The following is a 23391-nucleotide window of genomic DNA, read 5'->3' as shown; positions in this document are numbered from 1 at the left end:
TCGACCGGTTCATCGAAAAGGTCGTCGATGTCGACGAGTGGGTTTTGCAAGATGCGGAGTCGGGAGAGACAATCTGGACATCGGTGGGGGCGCGGTCGTTCCCTTGGATGATGGGCCCTTGCACGAGGCGTGCATGGTCGACGAAAAGGTTCGCTTCTGGCATGCGGGACAGCAGCCGGTGGAGACCACGCACTTCAGGCAGGTTCCGTGCGGGGAGCCGGATGAAAGCGACCACCAACGGATGAGAATCGTCTGTCTGGACATCGATGCGACGACGGAGGCCTTCGACTCCATTGGTCCTGAAGGCGCCCCGAAGACCGAGCGAGAGTTTCTCGTCACCTCCGAGAGGGCGCCGTTCCTCTACGAGGGGAAATACGGGACCGCCGAGCGAATCAGGAGGCTGTTCGTTGCCTCGATCGAAACGGGCAACCCGATACGGTGGTGCTGAGTGCGCACGAGTGTGTGGCGTCGCGTCTGGCGGCGGGTGGGTTGAGGCCCCCTGCTTGGACATGCAGTGGGCGGGGTTTGCCGATGCTTGCCATCGCTGGCCCTGATGACACTTGCTTCCGAGGATTATTCCAGACAGGATTATTCTCGGCGGATGCGCCGGGCCATCGATGGGGGTCCATTATGGGCTCCTGGCTTACTGCGTTTCCTACTCTGTTCGGCAGGCGTACCTAGACAATACCGAGGCGTTCACCACGCTCTTCGAGGATGAGGACAAGCATCGCGCTATGATGGAGATGATTGGCAAGCTTCTGGTGGAGAAATTCAGGTAAGGTTAAGTAGCAATGGGTAAAGAACTGTTCGACAACATTCCTAGCAAAGTTGAGGATCTTCTGCGCGATGTAGAAATCGGCAAGATAGGCCTTCCCGACCTGCAGAGGCCCTTCGTTTGGCCGGACAGCAAGGTTCGCAACCTTCTTGACTCGATGATGAAGGGGTACCCTATCGGCTACATCATGCTCTGGTCTTCTCCAGAGAACTACGAGAATGTCGGGCAAATCGGTCGAAACGAGAAGATATATAAGCAGCCAGATGATCTTGTCATCGATGGACAACAACGCTTAACTGCGCTTCTTGCCGCGATGCATGGCGTCTCTATCCGGGACAAGAATTACACGGAGAGAAAGATTCGGATATCATTCAATCCTCTGACGAGGGAGTTCGCGGTCTGGACACAGGCGTATGAGCGAAATTCCGAGTGGGTAAGTTCCATCAGTTCAGTGTTCGAGGCCGACAAAGACCATTCTGTGTCCAAGTTCAGGAAAGCATTCATCAAGCAGGCGAACGAAGGCAGAGAGAAGAATGGTAGGGAGTCTTTGACCGATGAGGAAGAAGACGTCATAGAGCAGAACATCAACGACCTCCTGAACTTGGGAATCTACACGCTTCCGACGTTGAAGATAAACTCGAGGGCTGACGAGGAGGACGTCGCAGAGATATTCGTGCGCGTGAACTCGGGCGGAACGAAGCTCACCGAGAAAAACTTCATAGAGACGCTGCTCGCCGTGTTCGACAACGGGGTTCACGATAAAATTGGGGCCTTCTGCGCGGAGTCGAGGATTCCTGCTGATCATACGCCCTACAATCAGATTATCGCCGTTGACCCATCGCATCTTATTCGCATCGCCGTCGGCGTCGGCTTCCACCGCGCCCGACTGAAGTACGCCTACATGCTCCTACGGGGAAAGAACCTGCAGACCGGGGTCACGTCACCAGAGACGCGGGAGGAGAACCTTGCCAAGTTCAAGGAGGCGCTAGGTTTGGCGACCGACTTGAACAACTGGCACGCCTTCCTTAATCTCTTTGTTCGCGCTGGCTACCTGAAGGGCTCGATTGTTGCCTCCACCAATGCGGTCGTGTTCAGCTACGTGCTCTATCTTGTCGGGAAGTACTCGTACAAGGTGTCCCCGATGAGGCTCAACCAGGTAATCACCAAGTGGATCTTCATGGCGACTGTCACTGGCTTCTATACGGGTTCGACCGAGTCGGAGGTAGAGAAGCAGTTCGCCGACCTGCGCGATGTGAAGGACGCCGAAGGTTTTGTCTCTTACCTTGAGACCACAATCTCGACTGTTCTTACCGATGACTACTTCACCTATACGCTGCCGAGCAGCTTGGAGGGGTCTTCAGCGAACTCGCCCGCGTGGTTCGGCTACGTTGCGTCTCTTATCGTTCTCGGAACGCCGATGCTTTTCAGCACGTCTCCATTGTCCCAGCATTTCATCATCGGTTCGAGCGGGGGCAAGACCTCCATCGACAAGCACCATATCTTCCCCAAGAACTACCTCACCCAGATTGGCTACGACAACGACAGGGATCGCAACCAAATTGCAAACTTCACCTACCTCGACTACAACACGAACATCGACATCGGGGACAAAGCGCCCGCGGAGTACGTCGGCGAATTTCGGCAAAAACTCGGCGAGACGGGCTATGCGTTGACCTGCAAGCAGAATGCGCTCCCCTTAGGCTTCGAGGAGATGGAGTACCAGGATTTCCTGAGGCAGCGCCGCTTGCTTATGGCCGAAACGGTGCGGGCTGCATACAGGAAGCTGTGTGAGTAGCGAGCTGCGTTGAGGCTCTCCGCCATTCAGGCAGGCCAACATCCATCTCATTGCATTACCTGCGTAAGTCGACTTCGCTAAAGGTCGGGCAACTGGATCCCAGCGATTATGCCATGTTGGCTACGAGGGTGTTTGTGCTGGCTGTCTGTCCTGGTCGATAAGAAACAAGGGGGCTTTGTATGGGCCAATATGACTATAGCTATTCGATTCCCGACGACTTCGAGCGGCGCGTGAGGCAAATACTGCGGCAGCTATTCCGGAATTCGGGACTTGCGGAAGCATTTGAGAGCTGCACTTATGAGTATGAGGATTTGGGCAACGCATACTACGCTGGAATCAGGGGCGACAATTGGAATATGAAAGCCCTTGACTTCACTATCGAAGGTCCTGAGGGATGCATCGAGATCATCGAGAAGCATATAGACGACTTAAAATATGCTATTTCAATAGGATTAAATTCTAAAGTATCTGGATTCCAAGTACGTAAGATTATTCCTTTGACTGTAGATGGTGCCGATGAGCTCCCTTTGACAAACGAAGTACGTTTAAAAACCGATATCAAAACGGCTCGCAGTGTGCTTACTGATCTTGTTTCGATTGGGGAACGCCTATGCTTGAACTCGACATATTCGTATGAGCGCCCTGAAGATAGCATGAACGATTTCCTGCGCGACGTGTTATCGCTCATGGGATATACCGAAGTTAAGGACCAGGCTCGGCACGGCTTGTCCAGTAAGGGCGAAAACGCTGGTGAGGTAGACATCCTCGTCAGCAAATCCGGGAAAGAAGTCGCGCTTATAGAAGGGCTTAAGCTCAACAGCGTTCATTCGTCATATATCGATAGCCACATTGACAAGGCGATATGCAATTACAACGCATTGGGAACAGCAACTTTCATCGTCGCCTATGTCAGTGTTTCCGATTTCGAAGGCTTTTGGGATAGGTATATGGCGCACTTAAGGGGTTACGACTTTGGCCTCGAGGTCAAGAAGACGCTTTCGGTGGAGGCTGATCCAAATGCAGCCACTCGCATCGCCTCGGCCATCCTATCTCGCGATGGATATGATTTCCCAGTCTATTTCCTCGCTTATAAATTGGGCAAGTGATATTGGTTGCTCTAGAAGAGAACCGCTTTTTACAAATCTCTGTTAGGCTACCGTGGATACCACGAGTGGGTACGCTGTCCGGGCACCAGCATTTCCAGAGGGGCTGCGGCTCGACCTCGGGCCGCCCATGATAAATGACTACGTGGGTAAACTATGGCTTCTTGTCGAGTGTTCGAGGGTGATGCGCCACTGCAACTCTGATGAGCCCTGGGGCCATGAGGGCGCCGTCGGGGAGACTGCGAGGGCGGTCCTGCTGGACTTTCTTCGCCAGAAACTTCAATGATAGCCGAGGAGGTGTCAGTCGAAGAGAGGTTTTTTGAGCGGAGAGGGCGGCGCGACCGCCAGTACGATGAAGAGGACAACGATGGACATAGCGGAAGCGCTCGAGCCGGAGGATAACCGGATTCACCTCGGAGAGGTGAGTTCGCTGGCCTTGCAGGGTCATTACCAGCAATAGGCTCAAGGGTGTTTCGATTGTTTAAATCCAAACGCAGCTCCTTTCGAGGCATTTATGGACACACCTAACGCTTGCATGTAAGTGGCATGGATGAGAAAGTTGTAACTGTTAGCCAAGAGCGCCTCAATTAATATGCGGCGTTTTGATTGTGCGGCGAAGAATGACTAATGGGGCAAGTGATGGTCGGGGGTCGATTATGAGCGAGGGCGATTGCGAAGAGTTTGCAATCAGCGTTGTCGAGGACGAGCAAGGGCTCCTCTTCCTAGGTGAGCCCATGCAGGTAAAAGAATGGCTTGACGAGCAAGGTCTGACTTCATACGAGTTCACAGCGAAAGCTGCAGGCATGGCACGAGGTATAGCAAAAGTGGCAGAGAGAGCCACAGACACCTCCGGCCGGTGGGTCAAATTGACCAAAGAGTCTGCAGAGCTTGTTAAGAAATATGGAAAGCCGGGCAAGGTCCAGTCCGGTGTGGTTCAAAAACCGAACGGCCAGATTGTCAAATGGCTCAAGTTCGAGAACCCAAGTCAGCTTTTTAGCCCCGCAATGGCCACGGGTGTTGCTGGCATGATGACCCAAATGGCTATGGAGCAGGCGATTCAGGAGATAACGGACTATCTTGCCCGCATTGACGACAAGGTTAACGATTTGCTGCGCGACCAGAAGGACCGTGTTATCGCAGAGCTCATGGGTGCTTCCTTTGAGGTCGACGAAGCGGCGGCGATACGGACCAAAACCGGGTTCCTTAGCGACACCGCATGGACGAAGCTGGCCCCTTGCGCTCCGACGACGGCGACGGCACTTGCCTATGCGCTGGGGAAGTTGCAAGGTATCGCGGAGAAAATGGTGAAGTCCGGCTCAGTCGACGACCTTTCTCATGTTGTGGAGAGCGCTCATGATGACGTTCCCGCCTGGTTTGCGGTCGTTGCCTGTGCCATCAAAACGCGTGACCGTCTGTCTGTGGTTGAACTCGAGCGAGCCTTTTCCGAAACGCCTGAGTCTCTTGAGGAGCATCGCGAGGGCATTGTCGAAGCGCGGCTGGATCGACTGGGCAAGGTTCGAAGCGGAATCGAGGCGTTCCGCGTTGCGCTTGAGCAGGCTGCGGATAAAGCTCGCAGCGAGAAATTGCTGCACCCATTCGCTGTTGACAAGACCCTCACGGCACTCGATTGGCTCATGGAGCAGACCGGTTCGTTCTCAAACGCTCTTGGAATAGAGATGGATGAGAGAACCATTGAGCGTGCCCCTGCGTGGGATAAGGTGGCGGGAAAGTTCGTGGAGGAGGTCGCCGCAGGCGCAGCGGGAGGTGCCCAGCAGGTCGGTGGTGCAATTGCCGATGGGGCGGCCGTGTTTGGCGAAGCGGCTGGAAAGGGCGCTGCCGAGCTTGGCTCTGCTGTTGCCGGCGGTGCTCAGGAAATCGGGAAGGCGCTTCAAGGGGTAGATTTGGGAAAGGTTGCCGAGGGCCTGCCGTTCAAACTTCCGTTCAGGAAGTAAGCTGGTTGAAGTGGGGCGGGGCGGCAAAGGGCTTTGTCACCGCTTCTGCTTCGTTGGATTCCGTTCTTTGGAGACGATGGAAATGGCCATGAATAACGTGGGTGGTTCCGCTGAAGACCGTTCCGTCGACTGCTATATTGATGCAGTCAACGCGGTGATTGATATCGTGGGGATGGCGATTCCCTTTCTTCCCAAGGGCGGAAGAGCTGCCGCTGCGGCTGAAGTGATGAAGAAGGCTGCCCCATTTGCTCAGGTGGCGGTTGAACAATTGCCAAGAATCGCGCCAGTTGTGGCTCCTGCAGCTAAAAAAGTGGCCGACGCGGCTGCTGAGAAGCTTCCGGCTGCAGTTGATAACGGCGTTGGCAAAGTGGCTGGTGCCGTCAAGGGTGCAGCCGACACGGCGGGGGAGGCAGTGGGTGGCGCCGCCGCAGGAGTGCGCGACAAGTTTATGGGCGCCATCGATCAGAGGGCTCAGGAGAAGGCTAGGGCTCTTGCACGGAAGACCCTCCTCGATGGCGCGGGCATTCGCATGTCTGCTGAGAAATTCACCGAGAATTGGGAAACGCAGCAGAAGCTTGTGGACGTACAAGCGGGGGAAGGCTACCTGGTATATTCGGGTTGCTATGTGACAATCACCTGTGATGGCGCTGTTCACAAGGATGACTACAGCAGATACCGCGAGCTTTACGTGGGCAAATCTGAGAATATGGGCGCGAGCATCCATGCCGATTTCATCGGCCTTGGCAATGTTGACGTCTATGCTGACGTGAAGTATAAGCAGCATGTCTACGTGCTGCTCTATCCATGCGAGAAGGACAAACTCGATGAGCTCGAAGCGTCACTGATTACGGCGCTTGATGCGGATGGGTCGTATAACCGGGAGAGATAGGGTCAGGAGACAAGCAGGTTTTTCCATCTAACCAACATGGTGGATTCTCATGCCCTTTGGCATCTTGCTGGGATTTTTGCACTTGCCTGTAACGAGCGTTTCGCGGATGGTGACAATCTTCACAAGGCGGTTGCCGGCACCGTAGTGCTGCCGCCTTGTGTGTGCGCGACGTGTATAGGGGGCGCTAATTGATCCGCCCCGGCTTATGTGGGGAGTCGCCGTGCTACCGAAAGAGCCGCTCGTGACCCTATGCACACGATTCTCGGTTGCGGTTTCAAATCTGTGTGGAGCGCCGCATTTTCTGGGAAGCCTACTGTAATCCATTGTCCCGTCATTATGTTCATGGGGACTGCAGCGGTTCTCTACAAAGGCGAGCATGTTGTGCGCGATGTCGGTCAGCCCCTTCCTGCCGATGGTGACAAGGCTTATTTCGTCTCCATCCTGTAGCGCGGCGACGCCCCAGCTCTCGCCCTCATATCCCGGTATTCGAACGAGCGTTGTTTTGTAGGGGATGTAGGTTAGGGGTTCCTTGCAGGTAGTCGCCTCTTCGATGCAAGATTCAGAAAAGACTAGGGTGTGCTCACGTTCCGCTAGAATCTGTCGTGCCGCAGAGCGTTTGGGGCCGGATGCATCTTCGCAGTGGTCGAGTGCCCAGGTGAGCGGTTCGGCTCCATAGGGTGCGTCCGTATTTCCTGAGCGCTCGATTAGGCTTGCGAGGAAGTCGAGGCAGAAAGTGCGGATGAGGTTGCTCTTGCAGTAGAGGTTTCGTATGCGAGAGGAGCTGGCGTCGAGGGAGAATCCCCTCGGCAGGATGAATTCTGGATGAAATCCCGCGATGGTTATCACCCTGAGTATGGCACCCTCCATCGTCTTCCTTTCCAGCAGCGTCTTTAACTGCGCATGGGTGTCCTTCCCATGGTGCTCCGCAACATTGGAGAGTATCTCCTCGTCAGAAAGTCTGGCGTCTTTGGGCGGTTCCTGCTTGAGGATAGGACAGGCATCTTCGACGATGGGCGGATTGACGTCGGGTTTCTGCGGGGTCGGTTCCGGATGAAGCTGCCTGTTTCTCTCCTCGCGCTGTCTGCGTTGTTTTTCTTTTTGTTCCAGTTCACGCTTGCGGCTCTCCCGCATTGCGCCCTGAGAGGTAACTTCTCTCCATCCGCTCTTTACCTGGTCGGTCCGCTTTGTTCTCAGGTGTCTCCCTTGCGGTTCGAGAGCATCATCGCTCTGCGGCGGCTGCTTTTTGGCGGCTGCCCTGGCTTTCTGCTCGCGACGTCGTGCCAGCACCTCCTGGCGCTCGCGTTCCATCTCTGCGCGTTGTTCCTCGCTCACCCGCACGCGCGCTTCTAGCGCTTTGAGTTGTTTTTCGCTTGGTTGACGCCACTTCGTTTCTTCCGAAGTGTCCTGCTGTTCAGAGACTGCGGGTACAGGAATTGTGCCATCCCATTGGCCATGCTCCATTTGCACAGAGGTGGAGCGTTTTTTAACGGTTTTTCGTTCAACATCGCTCCACGTTGGAGATTCCGACCCGGTGATGAGCTGCTGGAAACGCGACTGCAGCTGGCGCTTTCGTGCCCACCGGATATCTTCGCGGCGGCGAATGGTTGAATCAAACTTGACTCCGAATTCCCGTTCGAAGGATTCACTGTTCCAGAGGCTGTAGGTTCCGTCTGAGTTTCTTAGGAACCTCCAGCCGTTTTCAACCGTCATGCCTGCTGCGACCTTGTCTGAAACGATAATTTGTTGACGCTTAATGCGCATGTGACCGGCAAAGAGGCGTCCTGCCTCCTCGAAGCTGTAGTATCCGATAAGGCGACCCGATTCCGTGACTACGGGATGCATCGTTCCTCCCAGCTCGACGAATGGACATTGCCCACCATTCTACGAAGGCGGAGAGAAGCTCACGGCTGCCTGTCGGTGAATGCACCAAAATGCGCACTCATCGCTTCGTTGGGTTACGCACCTATCCTTGACCTCGTTCAGTTTCTCTGCGAGCTCTGGCTTCAATTCGGAGTCTTTTTGACAACCGCTCTACAGCGCTTTATCAGGGAGGCGCAACGGAGACGGGCAGTCACTGATTCAATCTGGAATAAAATGGCCGTCTGACTGTTCTGTTCTCATGTAAGGCAAAAACTGCATTCATCGACTTTGCATAAGTGTATTTGCATGGATGTGGGATATTTGTAGACCAGTGTCTGGATAATCACGTCACAAATAGTGGTGCAAGCGACCTGCACTCACGAGACGCGGCGACGACGCCGTCGGGAGAACATCTGCATCACTCTGGTTCTCCACTTGACCTTGCTGTCCATACGCTTCTAGACGTTGTGCGTGTGGGTTCGGTACCGGTGCTCCCATGCGAGTGAAAGGTGGGCGAGCGCCGCCGACCCCGCGACCTCGAGTAACTCCGTGTCGTGGTGGTCGGAGTCGATGAGCAGTTCCGTCGCGCGTTGGTGGTCTGTGCGCACGAGCTCGGGGTCCGCCTAGGCGTCCAACAAAGCGCGCGGCCGCGACACGCAGAGCGGCTCGTTGACTTCGCGCCTAGGTCGGAAGTGCGCTCGACTTTGAGGGCAGAGGCTCCCGAGACATACGTGTCGCATGTTGTCGAGGCGAGCGCGGAGTCGGCGCGGACGTTGGCGTCCGCGCCGCCCTCTCGTGTGCAGTTTTCATAGTGGTCGTTCTTCCATTATTGATGTTGCCGCTTCTCGTGCAGCGGTCGCGCTTCTTTATCCGTGGGCGCGAATATAGGATAAAGGGCGCGAATGGGGCAGAGGGGGTGTGCGTCCCTGAGGTTCGGCAGCTGAGGAAAGAATCGTCCCTCCTGTCCGCAGGAGGATGCGGGATAGATAGGATGGTGTCCGGAGCCGGGTCTCTTGGGAGGGTTATGCCCTCGGATTCCGAAGGAGGACTTTCTACCCGCCGAGAGGACGGAGGGGTATGTTCTACATCGGCATCGACGTCGCAAAGCGCCCCTACGTTGCCACAGCGATGAATGGTGACGAGGCGGTTGTCGGGCCGTTCGACTTCAAGAACGCCTAGATGGGGCTCGAGCGGTTGCTCGAGAGGCTCGCGGCGGGGAAGGGGGCTCGCCGGACAGCGCACTGGTCGGCATGGAGACGATTGGCAATTGCTGGGTGGCACTCTTCGACTACCTACATCCCAGCGGTCTCGAGGTCTGCATCATCAATAGGTCGACGCGCGGCGCAGGGTGGGTGCCGTTCGCCCCGCCAAGACCGACAGCATTGACGTCTCGTTAATCGCCGATTGCCTGTGCTGTAAGCGCTTCGAGCCCTCGGTGCTCAAGAACCGTGCCGCCGCGATTCTCGACCAGGTGTTTCTTGAGAACGAGCGGCTCTTTTCGGACAAGTTCTGCCCCGCCGCGCTGCTCAAGGTGTTGATGTGCAATAGATAATAGTCCAAACGCGCACAGGGAAATGAGATGTCCATGCATCGGAAATTGAGTAGTTCGTGCAAGTTGGGCTGTGCTTCTGGAACCTGAGGCTTGGCCCTCGATGACCCCACAGGTGCGGTGTGCAGGATGAATGGCAATGATTGTTTCTCCGATGCGTTCGCCGTGCGCGCGATGGGCGCTCTCTGTGGGCTGTATGTGTATTGTTGCGGTCGGGAGGTCGGCCTCCGCGCATGACGGGCTGGAATGATGCTAGGGATGGTTATGGTTGAAAGGTCAGGGGTCACAGTGACGGGTGTTATGGACGTCATGCGTTGGGTTTCCGAGCGCCTGCGGGGGTTGGGGTTTGTGCTACCGCCGAAGGCGATGGAGCCTTGGGCACGTTGCCGGCACGGTTGGATACAGGCTTAGGAAGCGTTCTACAGTTACAAGGACGCAGGCGGTGTGAGTGGGCTATATGAGATGCACCGTTGAAGTGTCCATCTGGAGATGCAAGTGTGCCGCGAGTTGGGGCCGCGGCTATTACATGACATAGCGCAGTCTGTGTGTGGCGACTAAGAATTCATGGACTGGCTGTCCGCATGTTTTGCCGAGACAGGGTTCATTCCGGCGGCTCGGGCCATCGTCGCCCAGGCGTTCGGGATGGGCACGAGCGCATGGGCACTGCGGGCTGACGCGGACATGCGGAAAGCACGTATTCGGTGCTATGACGCTCATATGCCGGTGTCTCTCACCTAGGACGAGGAGGGCGTGATGGATTGCGGGCTCGTGACGCGGGCGTTCCGCCAGAGCAAAGTCCTCGAGCAGTTAATGATGCCATTTGATGGATGTGGGTGAGTATCGCATCGAGACGGCGTACTTCGACGGATACGGCGACGAGGTCGTGCCTGTCGGAATGTGCCCGGTGTACAAGACGGGATTGGAGTGGTCCACGTTCGCGATTATTAAGTCGGTGGGTAATATGCGGGCGGATTTGAGCCCTTATGGCGGTCGGTGTTCGCGGATGGATGCCATGCGGGCGTTAGACCTCGCATCTGACGCGATGATTTCAGAGTTCGCTAACAGAGAGATGCGCCTGTTCCTGTCCGACGTGATGTTCAATCCAGAGGAGGATTGGCACGGTCGAATGGTTTCCATCTCGTTCGGCGGGAAGGATCGCACTGTGTTTTAGAAGGTGTTTAGCACTGAATTCGCACCAGCGCTGAGGACGGATGCGCAGAAGAAAACCCTGTGGACGGTGCTGCAGATGCGGGGCGAACAGTATGGGTTCAAGATCAGCTGTCTTGACTTCGACGGGGTCTGGTACTTGAGACCGCCACCGAGGTGACGTCGGATAATTAGGCGCTGATGTGTAGCATCGGCCGACATGAGCACGTTCTGGAAATGGCGATCGCAGAGATATGCCGGGCGTTATAGCGGCGTTTCAGTCACTGGGCGTTGTGTTTTCGGACGAGCGGGCGAACTTCGATGACAGTGTCGTTACGGACACGAGCGCCGAGAAGCGGCGAGACATGATGGGTGCGTGGCAGCCGGGCGGATGCTGCCTGTGGAATACCCGGAGAGGTGGTACGGGGAGGAATGGGCGTTTGATAGAAAGGCTGCTATAAACGTTCAAGCAATCATCTACATTATGATGACTTCATTCCCCGTCAATGAGCAGATAGCTATCGATACTTTATCTGGCTTCAAGTACACTTGATACAGTCCTGAATTGCTTTATAAGTGGTCGGTGTCTCTATTCATTGCAGGCAAAGATGGGAGCTCGCTGTCGGCATGGATCTTCGACTTCAAGCAAACTTTGACCAACGATTGAGCGGCGTCGCCTTTTCGTCTTTATCCGTCGATCATCCAACCTCTCAACAACGTCCCCCTTGTATTGTTCTTGATACGTTATCTCTCATCATCGCATCGATTTGCGAAAAGCAGAATCTCATCATCACTACACCATCAAAAGAGTCCTTCGGTCAGGTAGTAGCCGCCCTTCTTGCTATGGACGACCAGCTACGCTTAGTGGATGAGGACCGCCTGTTTATCGGTCCCGGATCGGCCGCCTTCACTCCCGGTGACAAATTGAAGATGGGAAACGCTATTGTCGAGTACGTACGCGCTGACGTTGACACCGGAGGCGTTGTTATTCGATACAACCCAAAAAATCCCTTGATACATACCCTTACGCGCCAAGAGTCCCTGGTTCTTCAGAGGACCGACTCTGGGCGCAGACTATCTCCGACCAAAAAGTTCAACGAGGAAAGGCGCAAGCTACGCAATTCTTCCGACTGGGCCGCATCGTTACATCGCGGAATCACATTCGCCACTTCATCTGTCATCATAGTGGGCCCTCTAAAACGATCTAGGGACTTTTTCCGCAACACACTCATCAACGAAATGCCGCTGAACACTCTTGTTCTGTGTGCTCAAATCACTTATGACAAAAATGACAAGGCTGTTTACGAGACGATTGGCAAAGGGCAATATACTGGGACTCCCGCTCTCGTTTCTGCAATGGATTTGTATGATGTGCTTCAGCTTGACGAAGACAAGCTCCGCAGCGTAAAGGCAATAGTTATCGATGTTGATAACTATCAGGCCTTCGTTCGCAGCAACATATCTGAGCTTAGGAAGCTGCAGCAATTGAAGCTTCCAATGTATGTGATCGTTTCGAATGCGAGCGTGGAGACAGTCGATTTGCTTCGCGAGGAGGGTTTTCTAAAGTGGTGCTGGGACTCACGAACTTTGGAGCGCAGCGAAAGCACAGAGGACGTCCATCCGCGCAATCTGGATGAGCGGATTCCCTTTTTTCATAATCTCAATCTACGATGCAAGTACTGTACAGACGGGAGTATCCAGCTCACTACTGTCTCCGACGCTCGATTGGATAATCTTTATAACTTGCTGGAAGGTATCGACGGCTGTTTCGGAACGGAGAGCGCTAACGAAATAGCAGCTGATACCCGTGCCGCCCTTTGGCGTATTTTTATTAAGCTTTTGAGGACGCAGGCACCCTTCTCTTTCGAGTCTTCAGACATCTTGAGGGCCATTTCAGAGCTCAGAGCTCCCCTAATGGGACAACAGGGCTTCATTTCAACAAAGCTTTTAGATTTCTTCTATCGCTCATTTCTGCTCATCACCGAGATAGCCTCATCTGAGTATAATAAGAAGCAACGGGCTATTTATCATGGAATCAGAGATATGGCATACAACGGAAGTGTCACGCTTGTTGTAAATAGCCCAATTGAAGCAGAAGTTTCAACACGTTACTGGTCTCAGTTTATGGCGGACTTTGGTACAACTAAGCTTACCGTGCTTCCCTATGCGGCGCTTAAGGCCATGCGAACGCCTTTAGTTGGACGCGTGATTGTCGTTGGTTGGCTCGGAAAAGAAAAGATGACCTCGCTGCTTAATGGGAGTACGGCAGAGATTGTGAATCTTGTTCTTTATGAAGGATGTGAAACAGGCTGGTATCTCTCGCGTACAAACGCATGGAAGAAGCACGCTTTGGATACTGATGACTCCAATCGCGTTCTGCGTGAGACGCACGCTATCTTCAACGGAACCCTTCCAGCTCTTCCTAAACCACTGACTGTTGCGCATAATCATACCGATACGGTTATTGATAATGCTGAGGACCTTTGGAGACAGAGGACGTATTCCAAGCACGAAGCGAAGGGCGAGGAGAGGGAGTCGTCGGTTCAAGCGATTCCGGTTCGCTTCGCAGGGGACTTCATTGCGTTCTATCGTGAGAATGCATACCTCACGGACGTAACTGACATCATCGAAGGGGGCTCCAAACTCGCGAAGGCCCAGCGTGTAGGAGATTCAGAGGGACTTGCGGTCGGATCTTTTGTTCTCATAAAAGAAGCAGATCGTGACCTAATTGAGCAGCTTGCGGACGAATTAATGGGTGATGCTGCTCCACAACTTCGTAGCACCGCAAGCGCATGGAGAGATGGGCTTCGTCGGTTGTACGAGCTGTGGCACTACGACGATCGTAGTGTGTACAACGCTTTGAGCGTCAGGGGTATGAGCAAGGGTCTGCAGGCTTTTCGCAGTCTTAGGGACGATTCCAACAAAATTGCCCCAGGCCGAAACCTCACAGAGATCGTAGAGACCGTCAGGGCTATCGGCAGAGCTCTACATGATGAGCAGCTTGTGGATCGCGCCGAAGAGATTGCACAAGCAGGGGTCGAGATTCAGACAAGACATAGACTTGCCGGACGTCAGCTAAGCAGTACGCTTGCTGAAGCATTCATGTCGTATATGGTCGAAAGCGACCTTTCTAAGCCGGAAGATATATGGAGCCCCGTAGATCTCATTATCGATGGTATTGGAGCTGTAAAGCTATGCAGAATTCTGGCAATTGATCGAGATCACGTCCTTCGGGTCCCAGACTGGAAGACTGGAAAACTATACGAGGAGTGACTATGGCGCTCATGCTGCCCACTAGAATATCTCCTGATGTCAGGAGCACCGCCGAACGGCGAGTCTTCGAGTGGCTACAGAATGACCCTGAAACCGATGGATGGGTCGTCCTCCATTCGCTCGGCCTTGCACGGCATCAGAGGCTCCTATTCGGTGAGGTGGATTTCGTGGTCCTCGCCCCCAATCTCGGTGTTTTTTGTCTTGAGGTCAAGGGCGGGCGAGTGTCTCGCGAAAGTGGACTGTGGACTTTCACAGATAGGTTTGGTCAATCAAATCGAAAAGCTCGCGGCCCATTCGACCAGGCGCGCGAAGGCATGTTCTCTCTCATCCGAGAACTTGATTGTAGAATGCCCTCCGAGTCAGATGTGTCGCATCTTCTATTCGGATATGGAGTGGTTTTTCCAGATATCGATTTTGATGTGGTCGGACCTGATTACGATCTTGTTCAGGTATGGGATCGATCAAAGATAGCGCAATCGAACATCAGCGTATTTATAAAGAGAGTATCCCGTTACACCCAAAAGAAGCAGGTGCGTATCAATGGAAATGTCGGCGAGAGGAGGCTTCCGACTCGACAAGACGTTAGACAAATAGCGGACGTTCTTAGAGGTGACTTCGATTGTCCCGTGCTCCTTGCCACTCAATTGAACGAGACAGAGCGCGAGCTTAACCAGCTAACTCACGAGCAGTTCCGATGCCTTGATATGTTCGAGGACAACAAACGAATACTAGTTGAGGGCTATGCTGGAACTGGAAAGACTCTACTTGCCGTTGAAATGGCCCGCAGGGCTATCGAAAGAGGCGAGCGGGTGGCACTGCTATGCTTCAATAAAGCTCTTGGAGAATGGCTCAATACACAGTTATGCGGTCCGCGTAATAAGGGTTCTTATATCGGGACGTTTCACTCGTTTCTGCTTTTCAACGTCAACGAACGTCGCACTTCTCTAGATTCGACCTTCTATTCCAGAACTCTTCCAGATTTATTTATTAGTCACTATCGCTCTGCACAATTTGATAGATTGATAGTTGATGAAGCACAGGATTTGGTTCGCAAGAACTATCTCCCCGTCTTCGACAACATCCTTCGTGAAGGCTTTGACCGGGGGCGGTGGGCGTTGTTTGGAGATTTTAGCAAGCAATCTATCTTCCAATCGGGAAAGACCGCAGAGACTCTGATTTCGATGGTCGAAGATTGCTCCACGTTCGCTCGTGCGAGGCTTACCATAAACTGTCGCAATACGAAAAACATCGGAATTGCTATTCACCTTGTCTGTGGAACTACATGTTCCTATCCTCCCGCTGCAATGGCTGGTCCTCCTGTCACGTACATCAGATGGACGGATGAGGAGGATGAACGGCTACAGATACTGGAGCAATTTCATCGATTGGAGGAAGAAGGTGTATCAGGGGACGACGTTGTGATTCTGACCCCGCGTTCTCCTTGTGAATCCGTCGCTTCCTGTGTCGTTTCTGAACTACCGGCGAACTCAGCATTCACTGGAATTAAGGTGTCCTCGATCGCCGCATTCAAAGGTCTTGAAAGCAAGGTTGTTTTCCTCGTCGACTGCGAGTCCTTTTCTAACGTTTCGCTCTATTACGTTGGAATGTCGAGGGCAACTACCAAACTGGTGGTTTTCGAAAACGAACGTGCGGAAAAACAACGCCTCAGTCTCATGGAGGAGTATTTCGATGTCTGAAAACAGCTACAGAAATCGAATCGTCCAGCTTGTGAAAAGTGAGTTCATTGGACCTTGCCCTGACGAAAACCCCGTTGAAGATGGGGAGGAGGTCATCGAGCGTCGACATGATGCAGACTCCCCGCTCTCGCGTTATTCAGTGGGAATTCTATATCCTCAGATGAGGATTCTCGACGAGCTAGGTGAGATTGGAATCGACGATGGCGGAAACGATGAAATGGTTGAGGAGGACGAGGACGAGGACAATAATCCTCCTTCGCTCGAAACGGAGCTGCAGGGAGCATCTGCCGATGATGAGCCACAGGATGACCCGGTAAGTCTATCGAATACCTACCATCAATCTGCAGCAAGCATTACCCTTAGGGTAGCTCCGAATTGTTCTGGCATTCGCGCCATAATTGCCTATGCCACTTACACTAAGTCTTCCGAGCGGGATGGCGGTAAAGTAAAAACCAAATATCGTAGATGCCCCCATCAGGCAGAGCTGCCTTTCTCTTCGGCGGAGTTACCAGATGGGCGCCGTCAACTTGTCAGAGCTCTTCCGAGCGATTCTGAACAAGCAAAGCTGCAGCTTATTGTGACCAGCAGAACGACAAGCGATCCTAGAACCAAAGGGATGTTGACATTCAGCCTTGTAAATGTTGCTCAAAGCAGCGAGGGACACGATGACACTGAGAAGTGCGCCTTCCAAACCGAGATGTCGATATTCTCTAGTGAACCGCTCCTTCCTATTTTGGATAGTCCTAAGGATCGGTCAAATGATTTCGACTACTGGAACAACCAGCTCCTGTACAGAAATACACTAACTTATGGAATTGGGCACGGCTGTGCTGCTTGTTGGGACCAATCTGCCAAGAGCGTTCATGAGGTGCGCATAGATTTCATGCCATCTTACGAAGTTAGGCCTGTTGTCCCAGGCGCGCCCCATCTTGTGTTTGACATGATGGAGATGAGTACGACATCGAACAAGAGCCAAGCAATCGTTTCATTAACTAATCTCTGTTCTGCATATGAAGCTTGGATTGCCGAAATTGAGCAGCGTACGGTGGAACTTCCTCCAGATTTGGTTGCGGCGGCAACATCAAACATTAAATCTTGTAAAGAATGCCTATTGCGTATGAAAGAAGGCGTCCGATTGCTGCAATCGGACGGATTAACCTATCAAGCCTTCGCCCTCATGAACGAAGCGATGCTTCTGCAGCAACTGCATTACAGACTTCCTCTGGCAAAGTGGGAAGGTGGGAAAAACGGCGGATACGTCGGGTTGGCTGTAAAGCCAATTTTGCATGATTGCAGCACTTGGCCAACCAATGGGGTATTTGGGAGGTGGAGAACATTCCAGATTGCCTTCATCCTTATGAATCTAAAGTCAATGCGCGATGAGGATTGCGACGAGCGCAACATAATCGATCTGATCTGGTTTCCCACAGGAGGAGGCAAGACCGAAGCCTATTTAGGGCTGACCGCATTCACTCTTTTCATAAGGCGACTTCTTGATAGGGACAATGCAGGGGTTACTGTTCTCATGCGGTATACCCTAAGACTTCTAACCACGCAGCAGTTCGAACGCGCCTCATCGCTCATCTGCGCTTGTGAAACTATACGCGAGCGCATGCCTGAAGTCTTGGGAACCGAGAAGTTTTCAATCGGGTTGTGGGTCGGCAATTCAACATCTCCAAATCGCCGAGAGGATGCATCCGAGCAGCTTAAGAAAATGAGAACTTCGGAGAGTTCCGATAATCCATTCGTTCTTTTGAAATGCCCTTGGTGCGGCGCTCAGATGGGTATAGTTGATGAGGGTTCTAGAAGAAAGAGGGATCGCGTCGTTCTGGGATATGAAAACGTGCGTCACGGGGCACGTAGAAGGGGCGGGGTTCACTTTCGCTATGTCTGCAGTAACCCCAGTTGCCACTTCTCTGAACACGGTGCTGGAGAGCTTCCCATATTCTGCATTGATGACGATATTTATCAGCAGCGCCCCTCGCTTGTTATCGGCACTGTTGACAAGTTTGCAGCGATTTCTACGACATCTGCAACACGAAATCTTTTTGGCAGAGGTGACAACCCGAGCTCCCCGCCCGACTTAATCATCCAAGATGAGCTGCATTTAATCTCTGGCCCATTGGGTTCGATGGTTGGATTCTATGAGACGGCCATAGACGTTCTCTGCACCGATGCTAATAACCATCGAGCTAAAATTGTCGGTTCAACCGCGACAATCAGTCATGCCAAAGAACAATGCGCCTCACTGTACGGTCGAAGCCCGGAACTGGTCGAGCAGTTTCCACCGTCGGGAATCGATGCTGACGATTCTTTCTTTGCAGTGGAGGAGTCGGATCCGGAACGACCCGGCAGGCTATATGTCGGCCTATGTGCTCCCGGCTGCTCCATGGCGATGAGCGTCATCAACCTGTTCGCAAGCTTACTCTTGTCCCATGATGTTTTTGCGAATGACGAAAGCCCTGAGGTCTTAGATGGATACAAAACCAATTTAGCCTATTTCAACAGCCTTAGGGAGCTGGGCCAGGCAGCCACTTGGATTTCGGGAAACATCGCAGAGAACCTCGAAGCGATGCAGCGACGTAGATGGAGAAAGGACCCGAACTGTAATGGAAGATATGCAAGCTCGATTACTTCATGTGAGCTAACCAGTCGTGTACCCAGTAACGAAATCCCCCCTGCGCTAAAGCGGCTGGAAACCCCATACATTGGAAGCAACTCGAAGGACCGAGCGGTTGACATCTGCCTTGCAACAAACATGATTTCGGTCGGGGTGGACATATCGAGGCTCGCCCTCATGACCATTGACGGTCAGCCCAAAACCACATCCGAGTATATTCAGGCATCCAGCCGTGTTGGGCGCGGATCCAATCCTGGCCTCGTATTTACGATTTATAGTCCAACTAAACCTCGCGATAAATCCCATTACGAGGACTTTCAGCGATACCACTCACGCCTTTACTGCAATGTCGAACCAACGAGCGTGACTCCGTTCTCCGCGCCGGTAAGAGACCGCGCCCTTAGGGCACTCCTTGTCGCGTTGGTACGTCAACTTTGCCCCATCAAGAAACAGGATGACCCTAGGGATGTGAGCCCTGAGCTATTCAAAAGAGTCGTGCAAATCATTGTTGACAGAACAAGCGTTGTTGACAATAGCGAGGTTGAACCGACAAAAAAACAAGCAGCTCGCTTAATCGACGAATGGGCCAGTTGGCGACCGCAGGAGTATATGAGCAAACCGAGTGACGAGATTACGCCGCTCATTATGCGAACGGATTCGAAAGTCAACAAGAGCTGGAATATCGAGCGCATCTGGGAGGTTCCGTCCTCGATGCGAAGCGTAGACGCGAGCTGCGTAGTTAGACTACTTTCTGGGAAGTATTACGGAGGCGGCAACGATGGGATATAGCGAATTTGAGCAAAGCGTAAGAAAAGGACAGCTTATCTCTCCATGGGGTATTGGTGCCATCCTTCCCCTCCCAAAAAACCGCTCGGTAATGATTGCTGGCTTAGACATGTGGAGGTTTGGGAACGATCCATCTCAATATCTCATTGACGATAAGCGTCTCTGCAGACATCTCGGCGTCGAGGAGCTGCGAGAGCCTCCGTCAGAAAAGCTTCACGGAGAGGACACCCATCTTACGATTCCAGCTGTACAGTTCCCTCTCTGGCATTACTGTCCGACCTGCGGTCAGATGATGAAATACTCTCCTTGGCAAAACGAGTATTTCTGCGAGGGGACCCCAGAAAAGCCACATAAAAGCGTACGCATGATCCCGGAGCGTTTTGTAGCGATATGTCCCCATGGACATATCGAAGATTTCCCCATTCTGGAATGGGTGCACCAAGGCGTCCCCTCTGGAGATGGCCATAGGATAACTAGGAAGTCGAGCGGCTCAAGCACGACCCTCGCAGCCGTCCGATATGAATGTAGCTGTGGTAAATCAAGAAGCATGGCGGGAGCCACCGCGAAGGGCGCGCTATCAGGCGTGGGAGTACTCTGTTCGGGAAACCGGCCTTGGCTCGGGAACAATCCCGTATCCTGTGGCGAAGAACTTAGGGTTGTCCAAGCGGGGGGTAGCAATGTTTGGTTTCCGAATATCAAGAGCTCGATTTGGATTCCGCCAGTTAACAGGAGCTCTATCATCCAGAGGAGACTGGATGAGGTTGAGGAATTGTTGGCTTCTGGCGAAAGCGCTGATGGGCAGCTCGACCCTAATTATGTCAAGGTTCTCGTAATCGATAGGCTCAACCAGAAGCTCCCCAGGCTTTCTGTTGAAGAGGTGGAGCGTGAATGGATGCTTCACCGTGAACGCGGCGCATCATCTGCGGAGGATGTGACCGAATCAGAGGACGACTACCGTTTTGAAGAGTACGAAGTGCTTGTTTCTGGAAGAGGAGATGACAATTCGGACTATTCATCCAAGCGTGTTCCAATAGATCAGTATCAGACTGAGATGGCGAGGTACTTTGCAGGAGCAACTCTCGTGCGAAAGCTGCGGGAGACGAGGGCGTTCGTCGGCTTTAGTCGTGTTGAGCCTTGCGATAACATCAGTACGAGAGACAGCCTCCTTCAGCTTTCTCTCGAATCCGGAACCAAATGGGCACCCGCTATAAAGGTATTCGGCGAGGGCATCTTCCTGCAATTCAATTCAGAAAGAATCAGGGAATGGAGATTGCGTCCTAGAGTGGTCGAACGAGCTGAGAAATTGAGTCAGGCATATGCAAAAGCATCTAGCAGGTGGGGCAGAAATACGACACCAGTATCTCCCGAGTTCGTGATGATCCACACCTTTTCCCATCTGCTCATCAACCGTCTTTGCTACGAATGCGGTTACGGCAGCTCGTCTATTCGGGAAAGACTTTACTGCCGTCAAGGCGAGTCCAACACGGACCTCGGAGAAATGTACGGGGTGCTTATCTATACGGCATCTGGCGATTCCGAGGGGTCTATGGGCGGATTGGTTCGTATGGGGAGGCCGGGAAGGCTAGAGAATGTATTAATGAATGCACTGGAAGACGCTGAGTGGTGCTCTTCCGATCCGGTCTGTTCTCAAAGCGACGGGCAAGGCCCCGACTCCTGCAATCTTGCCGCCTGCCATAATTGCGCGCTTCTACCTGAAACGTGCTGTGAAAATGGGAATAGGCTTCTAGACAGACTCCTCGTGGTCGATGCGCTTGGAGGTGCTACTGGCTATTTTGAGCTCTAGTATTCGAATCCGCAGGTGTTGATCTCCACGATTAGGGCATATCAGACTCGGCATTTAAACTCATGATTGATCGACTTTCGGTTTTTGACCGAGCGCACAGGCAACGATGGCTGCAATCTGCTGCGCGAGCAGCGGTGGAACAGCGTTGCCAACTTGCGTGAACTGTGAGGTGCGGTTTCCCTCAAACAGATAATCGTCGGGAAAGGTCTGCAGCCTAGCTGCCTCGCGGACAGTCAAGCTTCGACATTGTATTGGATCGGGATGGATGTAGTAGTGGCCATCTTTCGCGATGTGCGACGTGATGGTTGTCGAGGGGCGATCAATAAGCTGCACGCGGAATCTGTCATTGAACTTAAACGAGTCTGTCTCCGCCCCTTGGACGTTCTTATGGTTTGGAAGCAACTGCCGTGGAAAGTCTTCGAGGTGGGGAGGATTGCCGTTGACCTCCGCGTACGCGGCACAGAACAAATACCTATCGAGATCGGAGGCGAGATGCGCTCTCGCCACGTGATTGGTCAATATGGCTCTTCTTCCAAGCCGTCCCCGATACCATCGGTCATATGGCCCAAGTTCCGAAGTCACTGCGCCCTTCTCGGTCTTTCTTGGCGGATGGCTGGAGATGACGCGCTCCAGGACGGGTGCCAACCCTCGACCTTCTGCGGTTTCCATGATTCGTTTTGCGGCGGAATCGACATATTTCGTCCAGCTGACAGCTTCGATTTCCTTGTTTCTTTTGGAAAAAGAACTTCGGATACTAGGTATTCCGGCGAGAGCCTCCCCTAAGCTGACCTCGTCTTTCTCAGCCAAAATCGTTGTTGCTAAGTTAAGGTCTTTGCGGATTCCCATAAGGATGACACGGTGACGAGTTTGGGGGATACCGAACCTTTCTGCCCTTACGACGAAATCTCGAGGGTTACTTGGACTTTCGGTTACGAGAGAGCGAATCTCATATCCGGCTTCCCTCATGTCATCAACGATGCGGGAGAACATTCTCTCACCACCATGGGTGGCAGATAGCAGTCCCTTAACGTTCTCCATAATGAAGATGTCCGGCTGTAGATTATTGATAAACGACAGGTAGCACTTGTAAAGAGTATGTTTCTCATCGTTCTCAAAGGCCTTGTCGTGGGCTCTTCTAGACCTGCCGGCAAGTGAGTACGCTTGGCATGGTGGACCTCCGATGATTACCAACGGTTCTTCACCGTGCACTTTTCTCCACTTTATAAGTCGATCCCTCCCGAGCTCCACATAAGTGTTGTCGCCCTCTCTCAATTCGGCTCGCACCGCTTCGCCGCAAGCCGCCTTCCAGAGACTCGGCCTAAGGGAGATGAGAGATTCGAACGTCGTCGAATCATGTCCGCGCATATAGTCTACGTAGACACCAGGCACCTTGTTGTCCGAGCTGAGGATTTTTCTAAGGTAGGCGCGCAGCCTCAATGTTTTGTGGGCTTGCTCGTCGCGTTCAATCGACAGGACGCTTTGGAAGATTTGCTGTCCTTCTTTATTTCGTAGGGAGGAAAAACCTTCGCCAAGCCCACCTGGCCCCGCAAATAGATCAATCATGGGAATCATCACTGTCACCTTCCGACTAAACGCATAACCAGGTTATCAGGGCAGTTCAAGTTAGTCTATGGTTACTCAGTTGACAGCAATCTGGGATTCAGACAAATGACGTTTTCGCTGGAAGACCTTTGTGATATTTCAATAGTCTGTATCCGACACAACCGGATCCAGGCTTTTCCCGCTGTGGTTGTGTTACCCCTCAATTTGTATCCCTGTCCGCTCGGTGAGTAATCGTCCTTCTCGGTACCGGGTGCAGCGCGAATCGATACCGCCTCGCGCCCACGCCGATATTCCCGTTCGATACCGCCGATATTCCGCCTCGGTACCGGCCGCGGACGCCGCCGCCCCGCGAGCGTCGGGCCGGCGCTACGCTCGCGGCGCCATGTGTTCCAGCGAGACAAGGAGGTATCGGGCATGGCGAGAAGGATACCCGTGAGGGAGTTACTGAGGCTCAGGGCGTCGGGGTGATACCGTCAACCTACTTTTCACCATCTGCGCAAACGAATCGGCGCCGATCGCGCTAACGTACTTTCACCGGTTCCGCCAACGCTTTTCCACCGTTTTCGGCTATTCGGTGCC

The 23391-nt window shown here is 53.1% G+C and carries 14 protein-coding genes; 12 read left to right on the top strand and 2 right to left on the bottom strand.

Annotated features, from left to right (window positions below; genetic code table 11):
• The first annotated feature begins 133 nt into the window (after positions 1-133).
• The 6 genes from H6A15_RS08860 to H6A15_RS08835 all read left to right on the top strand — a co-directional run bounded on the left by H6A15_RS08860 (position 134) and on the right by H6A15_RS08835 (position 6514).
• Positions 134-448, top strand: coding sequence for a hypothetical protein (locus H6A15_RS08860; protein WP_204673396.1), 315 nt, complete (start codon positions 134-136; stop codon positions 446-448).
• Between the two features lie 169 nt (positions 449-617).
• Complete coding sequence (locus H6A15_RS08855; protein ID WP_204673395.1) at positions 618-779, top strand: hypothetical protein; 162 nt, start codon at positions 618-620, stop codon at positions 777-779.
• Between the two features lie 12 nt (positions 780-791).
• Positions 792-2570, top strand: a complete 1779-nt coding sequence (locus tag H6A15_RS08850; protein ID WP_204673394.1) for a GmrSD restriction endonuclease domain-containing protein — start codon at positions 792-794, stop codon at positions 2568-2570.
• Between the two features lie 179 nt (positions 2571-2749).
• Complete coding sequence (locus H6A15_RS08845; RefSeq protein WP_204673393.1) at positions 2750-3676, top strand: hypothetical protein; 927 nt, start codon at positions 2750-2752, stop codon at positions 3674-3676.
• Positions 3677-4329: 653 nt separating this feature from the next.
• Positions 4330-5625 (top strand): hypothetical protein, encoded by a 1296-nt coding sequence (locus H6A15_RS08840; protein ID WP_204673392.1) that lies wholly within the window; start codon positions 4330-4332, stop codon positions 5623-5625.
• 88 nt (positions 5626-5713) lie between these two features.
• Positions 5714-6514, top strand: coding sequence for a hypothetical protein (locus H6A15_RS08835; RefSeq protein WP_204673391.1), 801 nt, complete (start codon positions 5714-5716; stop codon positions 6512-6514).
• A 27-nt stretch (positions 6515-6541) separates the two neighbouring features.
• On the opposite strand, the gene H6A15_RS08830 is transcribed toward H6A15_RS08835, so the two are convergent.
• Entirely contained in the window at positions 6542-8356 is a 1815-nt protein-coding gene (locus H6A15_RS08830) for a hypothetical protein (RefSeq protein ID WP_204673390.1), read from the bottom strand.
• A gap of 1366 nt (positions 8357-9722) precedes the next feature.
• Between H6A15_RS08830 and H6A15_RS08825 the strand changes: the two genes are divergently transcribed.
• The 6 genes from H6A15_RS08825 (at position 9723) to drmB (ending at position 21249) form a co-directional block, all read left to right on the top strand.
• Positions 9723-9926, top strand: a complete 204-nt coding sequence (locus H6A15_RS08825; RefSeq protein ID WP_204673389.1) for a hypothetical protein — start codon at positions 9723-9725, stop codon at positions 9924-9926.
• An 820-nt stretch (positions 9927-10746) separates the two neighbouring features.
• On the top strand, positions 10747-11094 hold the full coding sequence (locus H6A15_RS08820) for a hypothetical protein (RefSeq protein ID WP_204673388.1): 348 nt from the start codon (positions 10747-10749) through the stop codon (positions 11092-11094).
• A 602-nt stretch (positions 11095-11696) separates the two neighbouring features.
• The gene (locus H6A15_RS08815; protein ID WP_204673387.1) at positions 11697-14342 is read left to right on the top strand and encodes a DrmE family protein; all 2646 of its coding nucleotides are present in this window, start codon (positions 11697-11699) and stop codon (positions 14340-14342) included.
• A 2-nt stretch (positions 14343-14344) separates the two neighbouring features.
• Positions 14345-16039: a nuclease-related domain-containing DEAD/DEAH box helicase gene (locus H6A15_RS08810; RefSeq protein WP_204673386.1), complete on the top strand. Its 1695-nt coding sequence runs from the start codon at positions 14345-14347 to the stop codon at positions 16037-16039.
• The gene (locus tag H6A15_RS08805; protein ID WP_204673385.1) at positions 16032-19448 is read left to right on the top strand and encodes a helicase-related protein; all 3417 of its coding nucleotides are present in this window, start codon (positions 16032-16034) and stop codon (positions 19446-19448) included. Before H6A15_RS08810 ends, H6A15_RS08805 begins: the two co-directional genes overlap by 8 nt.
• Complete coding sequence (gene drmB / locus H6A15_RS08800; RefSeq protein WP_204673384.1) at positions 19438-21249, top strand: DUF1998 domain-containing protein; 1812 nt, start codon at positions 19438-19440, stop codon at positions 21247-21249. The genes H6A15_RS08805 and drmB overlap by 11 nt, the downstream gene beginning before the upstream one ends.
• A 60-nt stretch (positions 21250-21309) precedes the next feature.
• On the opposite strand, the gene H6A15_RS08795 is transcribed toward drmB, so the two are convergent.
• Complete coding sequence (locus H6A15_RS08795; RefSeq protein WP_204673383.1) at positions 21310-22821, bottom strand: DNA cytosine methyltransferase; 1512 nt, start codon at positions 22819-22821, stop codon at positions 21310-21312.
• Positions 22822-23391: the final 570 nt, after the last annotated feature.

Source organism: Enorma phocaeensis (assembly GCF_016901575.1).
Classification (GTDB): Bacteria; Actinomycetota; Coriobacteriia; order Coriobacteriales; family Coriobacteriaceae; genus Limicola; species Limicola phocaeensis_A.
This window is presented reverse-complemented; position numbering and strand designations above follow the sequence as displayed.

Bases quoted from the DNA above. Each gene is read 5' to 3' on its own strand.
- drmB (WP_204673384.1), top strand. From the start codon at position 19,438: ATGGGATATAGCGAATTTGAGCAAAGCGTAAGAAAAGGACAGCTTATC.
- H6A15_RS08850 (WP_204673394.1), top strand. From the start codon at position 792: ATGGGTAAAGAACTGTTCGACAACATTCCTAGCAAAGTTGAGGATCTT.
- H6A15_RS08830 (WP_204673390.1), bottom strand. From the start codon at position 8,356: ATGCATCCCGTAGTCACGGAATCGGGTCGCCTTATCGGATACTACAGC.
- H6A15_RS08855 (WP_204673395.1), top strand. From the start codon at position 618: ATGGGGGTCCATTATGGGCTCCTGGCTTACTGCGTTTCCTACTCTGTT.
- H6A15_RS08840 (WP_204673392.1), top strand. From the start codon at position 4,330: ATGAGCGAGGGCGATTGCGAAGAGTTTGCAATCAGCGTTGTCGAGGAC.
- H6A15_RS08860 (WP_204673396.1), top strand. From the start codon at position 134: ATGGTCGACGAAAAGGTTCGCTTCTGGCATGCGGGACAGCAGCCGGTG.
- H6A15_RS08835 (WP_204673391.1), top strand. From the start codon at position 5,714: ATGAATAACGTGGGTGGTTCCGCTGAAGACCGTTCCGTCGACTGCTAT.
- H6A15_RS08815 (WP_204673387.1), top strand. From the start codon at position 11,697: ATGGATCTTCGACTTCAAGCAAACTTTGACCAACGATTGAGCGGCGTC.
- H6A15_RS08795 (WP_204673383.1), bottom strand. From the start codon at position 22,821: ATGATTCCCATGATTGATCTATTTGCGGGGCCAGGTGGGCTTGGCGAA.
- H6A15_RS08820 (WP_204673388.1), top strand. From the start codon at position 10,747: ATGGATGTGGGTGAGTATCGCATCGAGACGGCGTACTTCGACGGATAC.
- H6A15_RS08810 (WP_204673386.1), top strand. From the start codon at position 14,345: ATGGCGCTCATGCTGCCCACTAGAATATCTCCTGATGTCAGGAGCACC.
- H6A15_RS08805 (WP_204673385.1), top strand. From the start codon at position 16,032: ATGTCTGAAAACAGCTACAGAAATCGAATCGTCCAGCTTGTGAAAAGT.
- H6A15_RS08845 (WP_204673393.1), top strand. From the start codon at position 2,750: ATGGGCCAATATGACTATAGCTATTCGATTCCCGACGACTTCGAGCGG.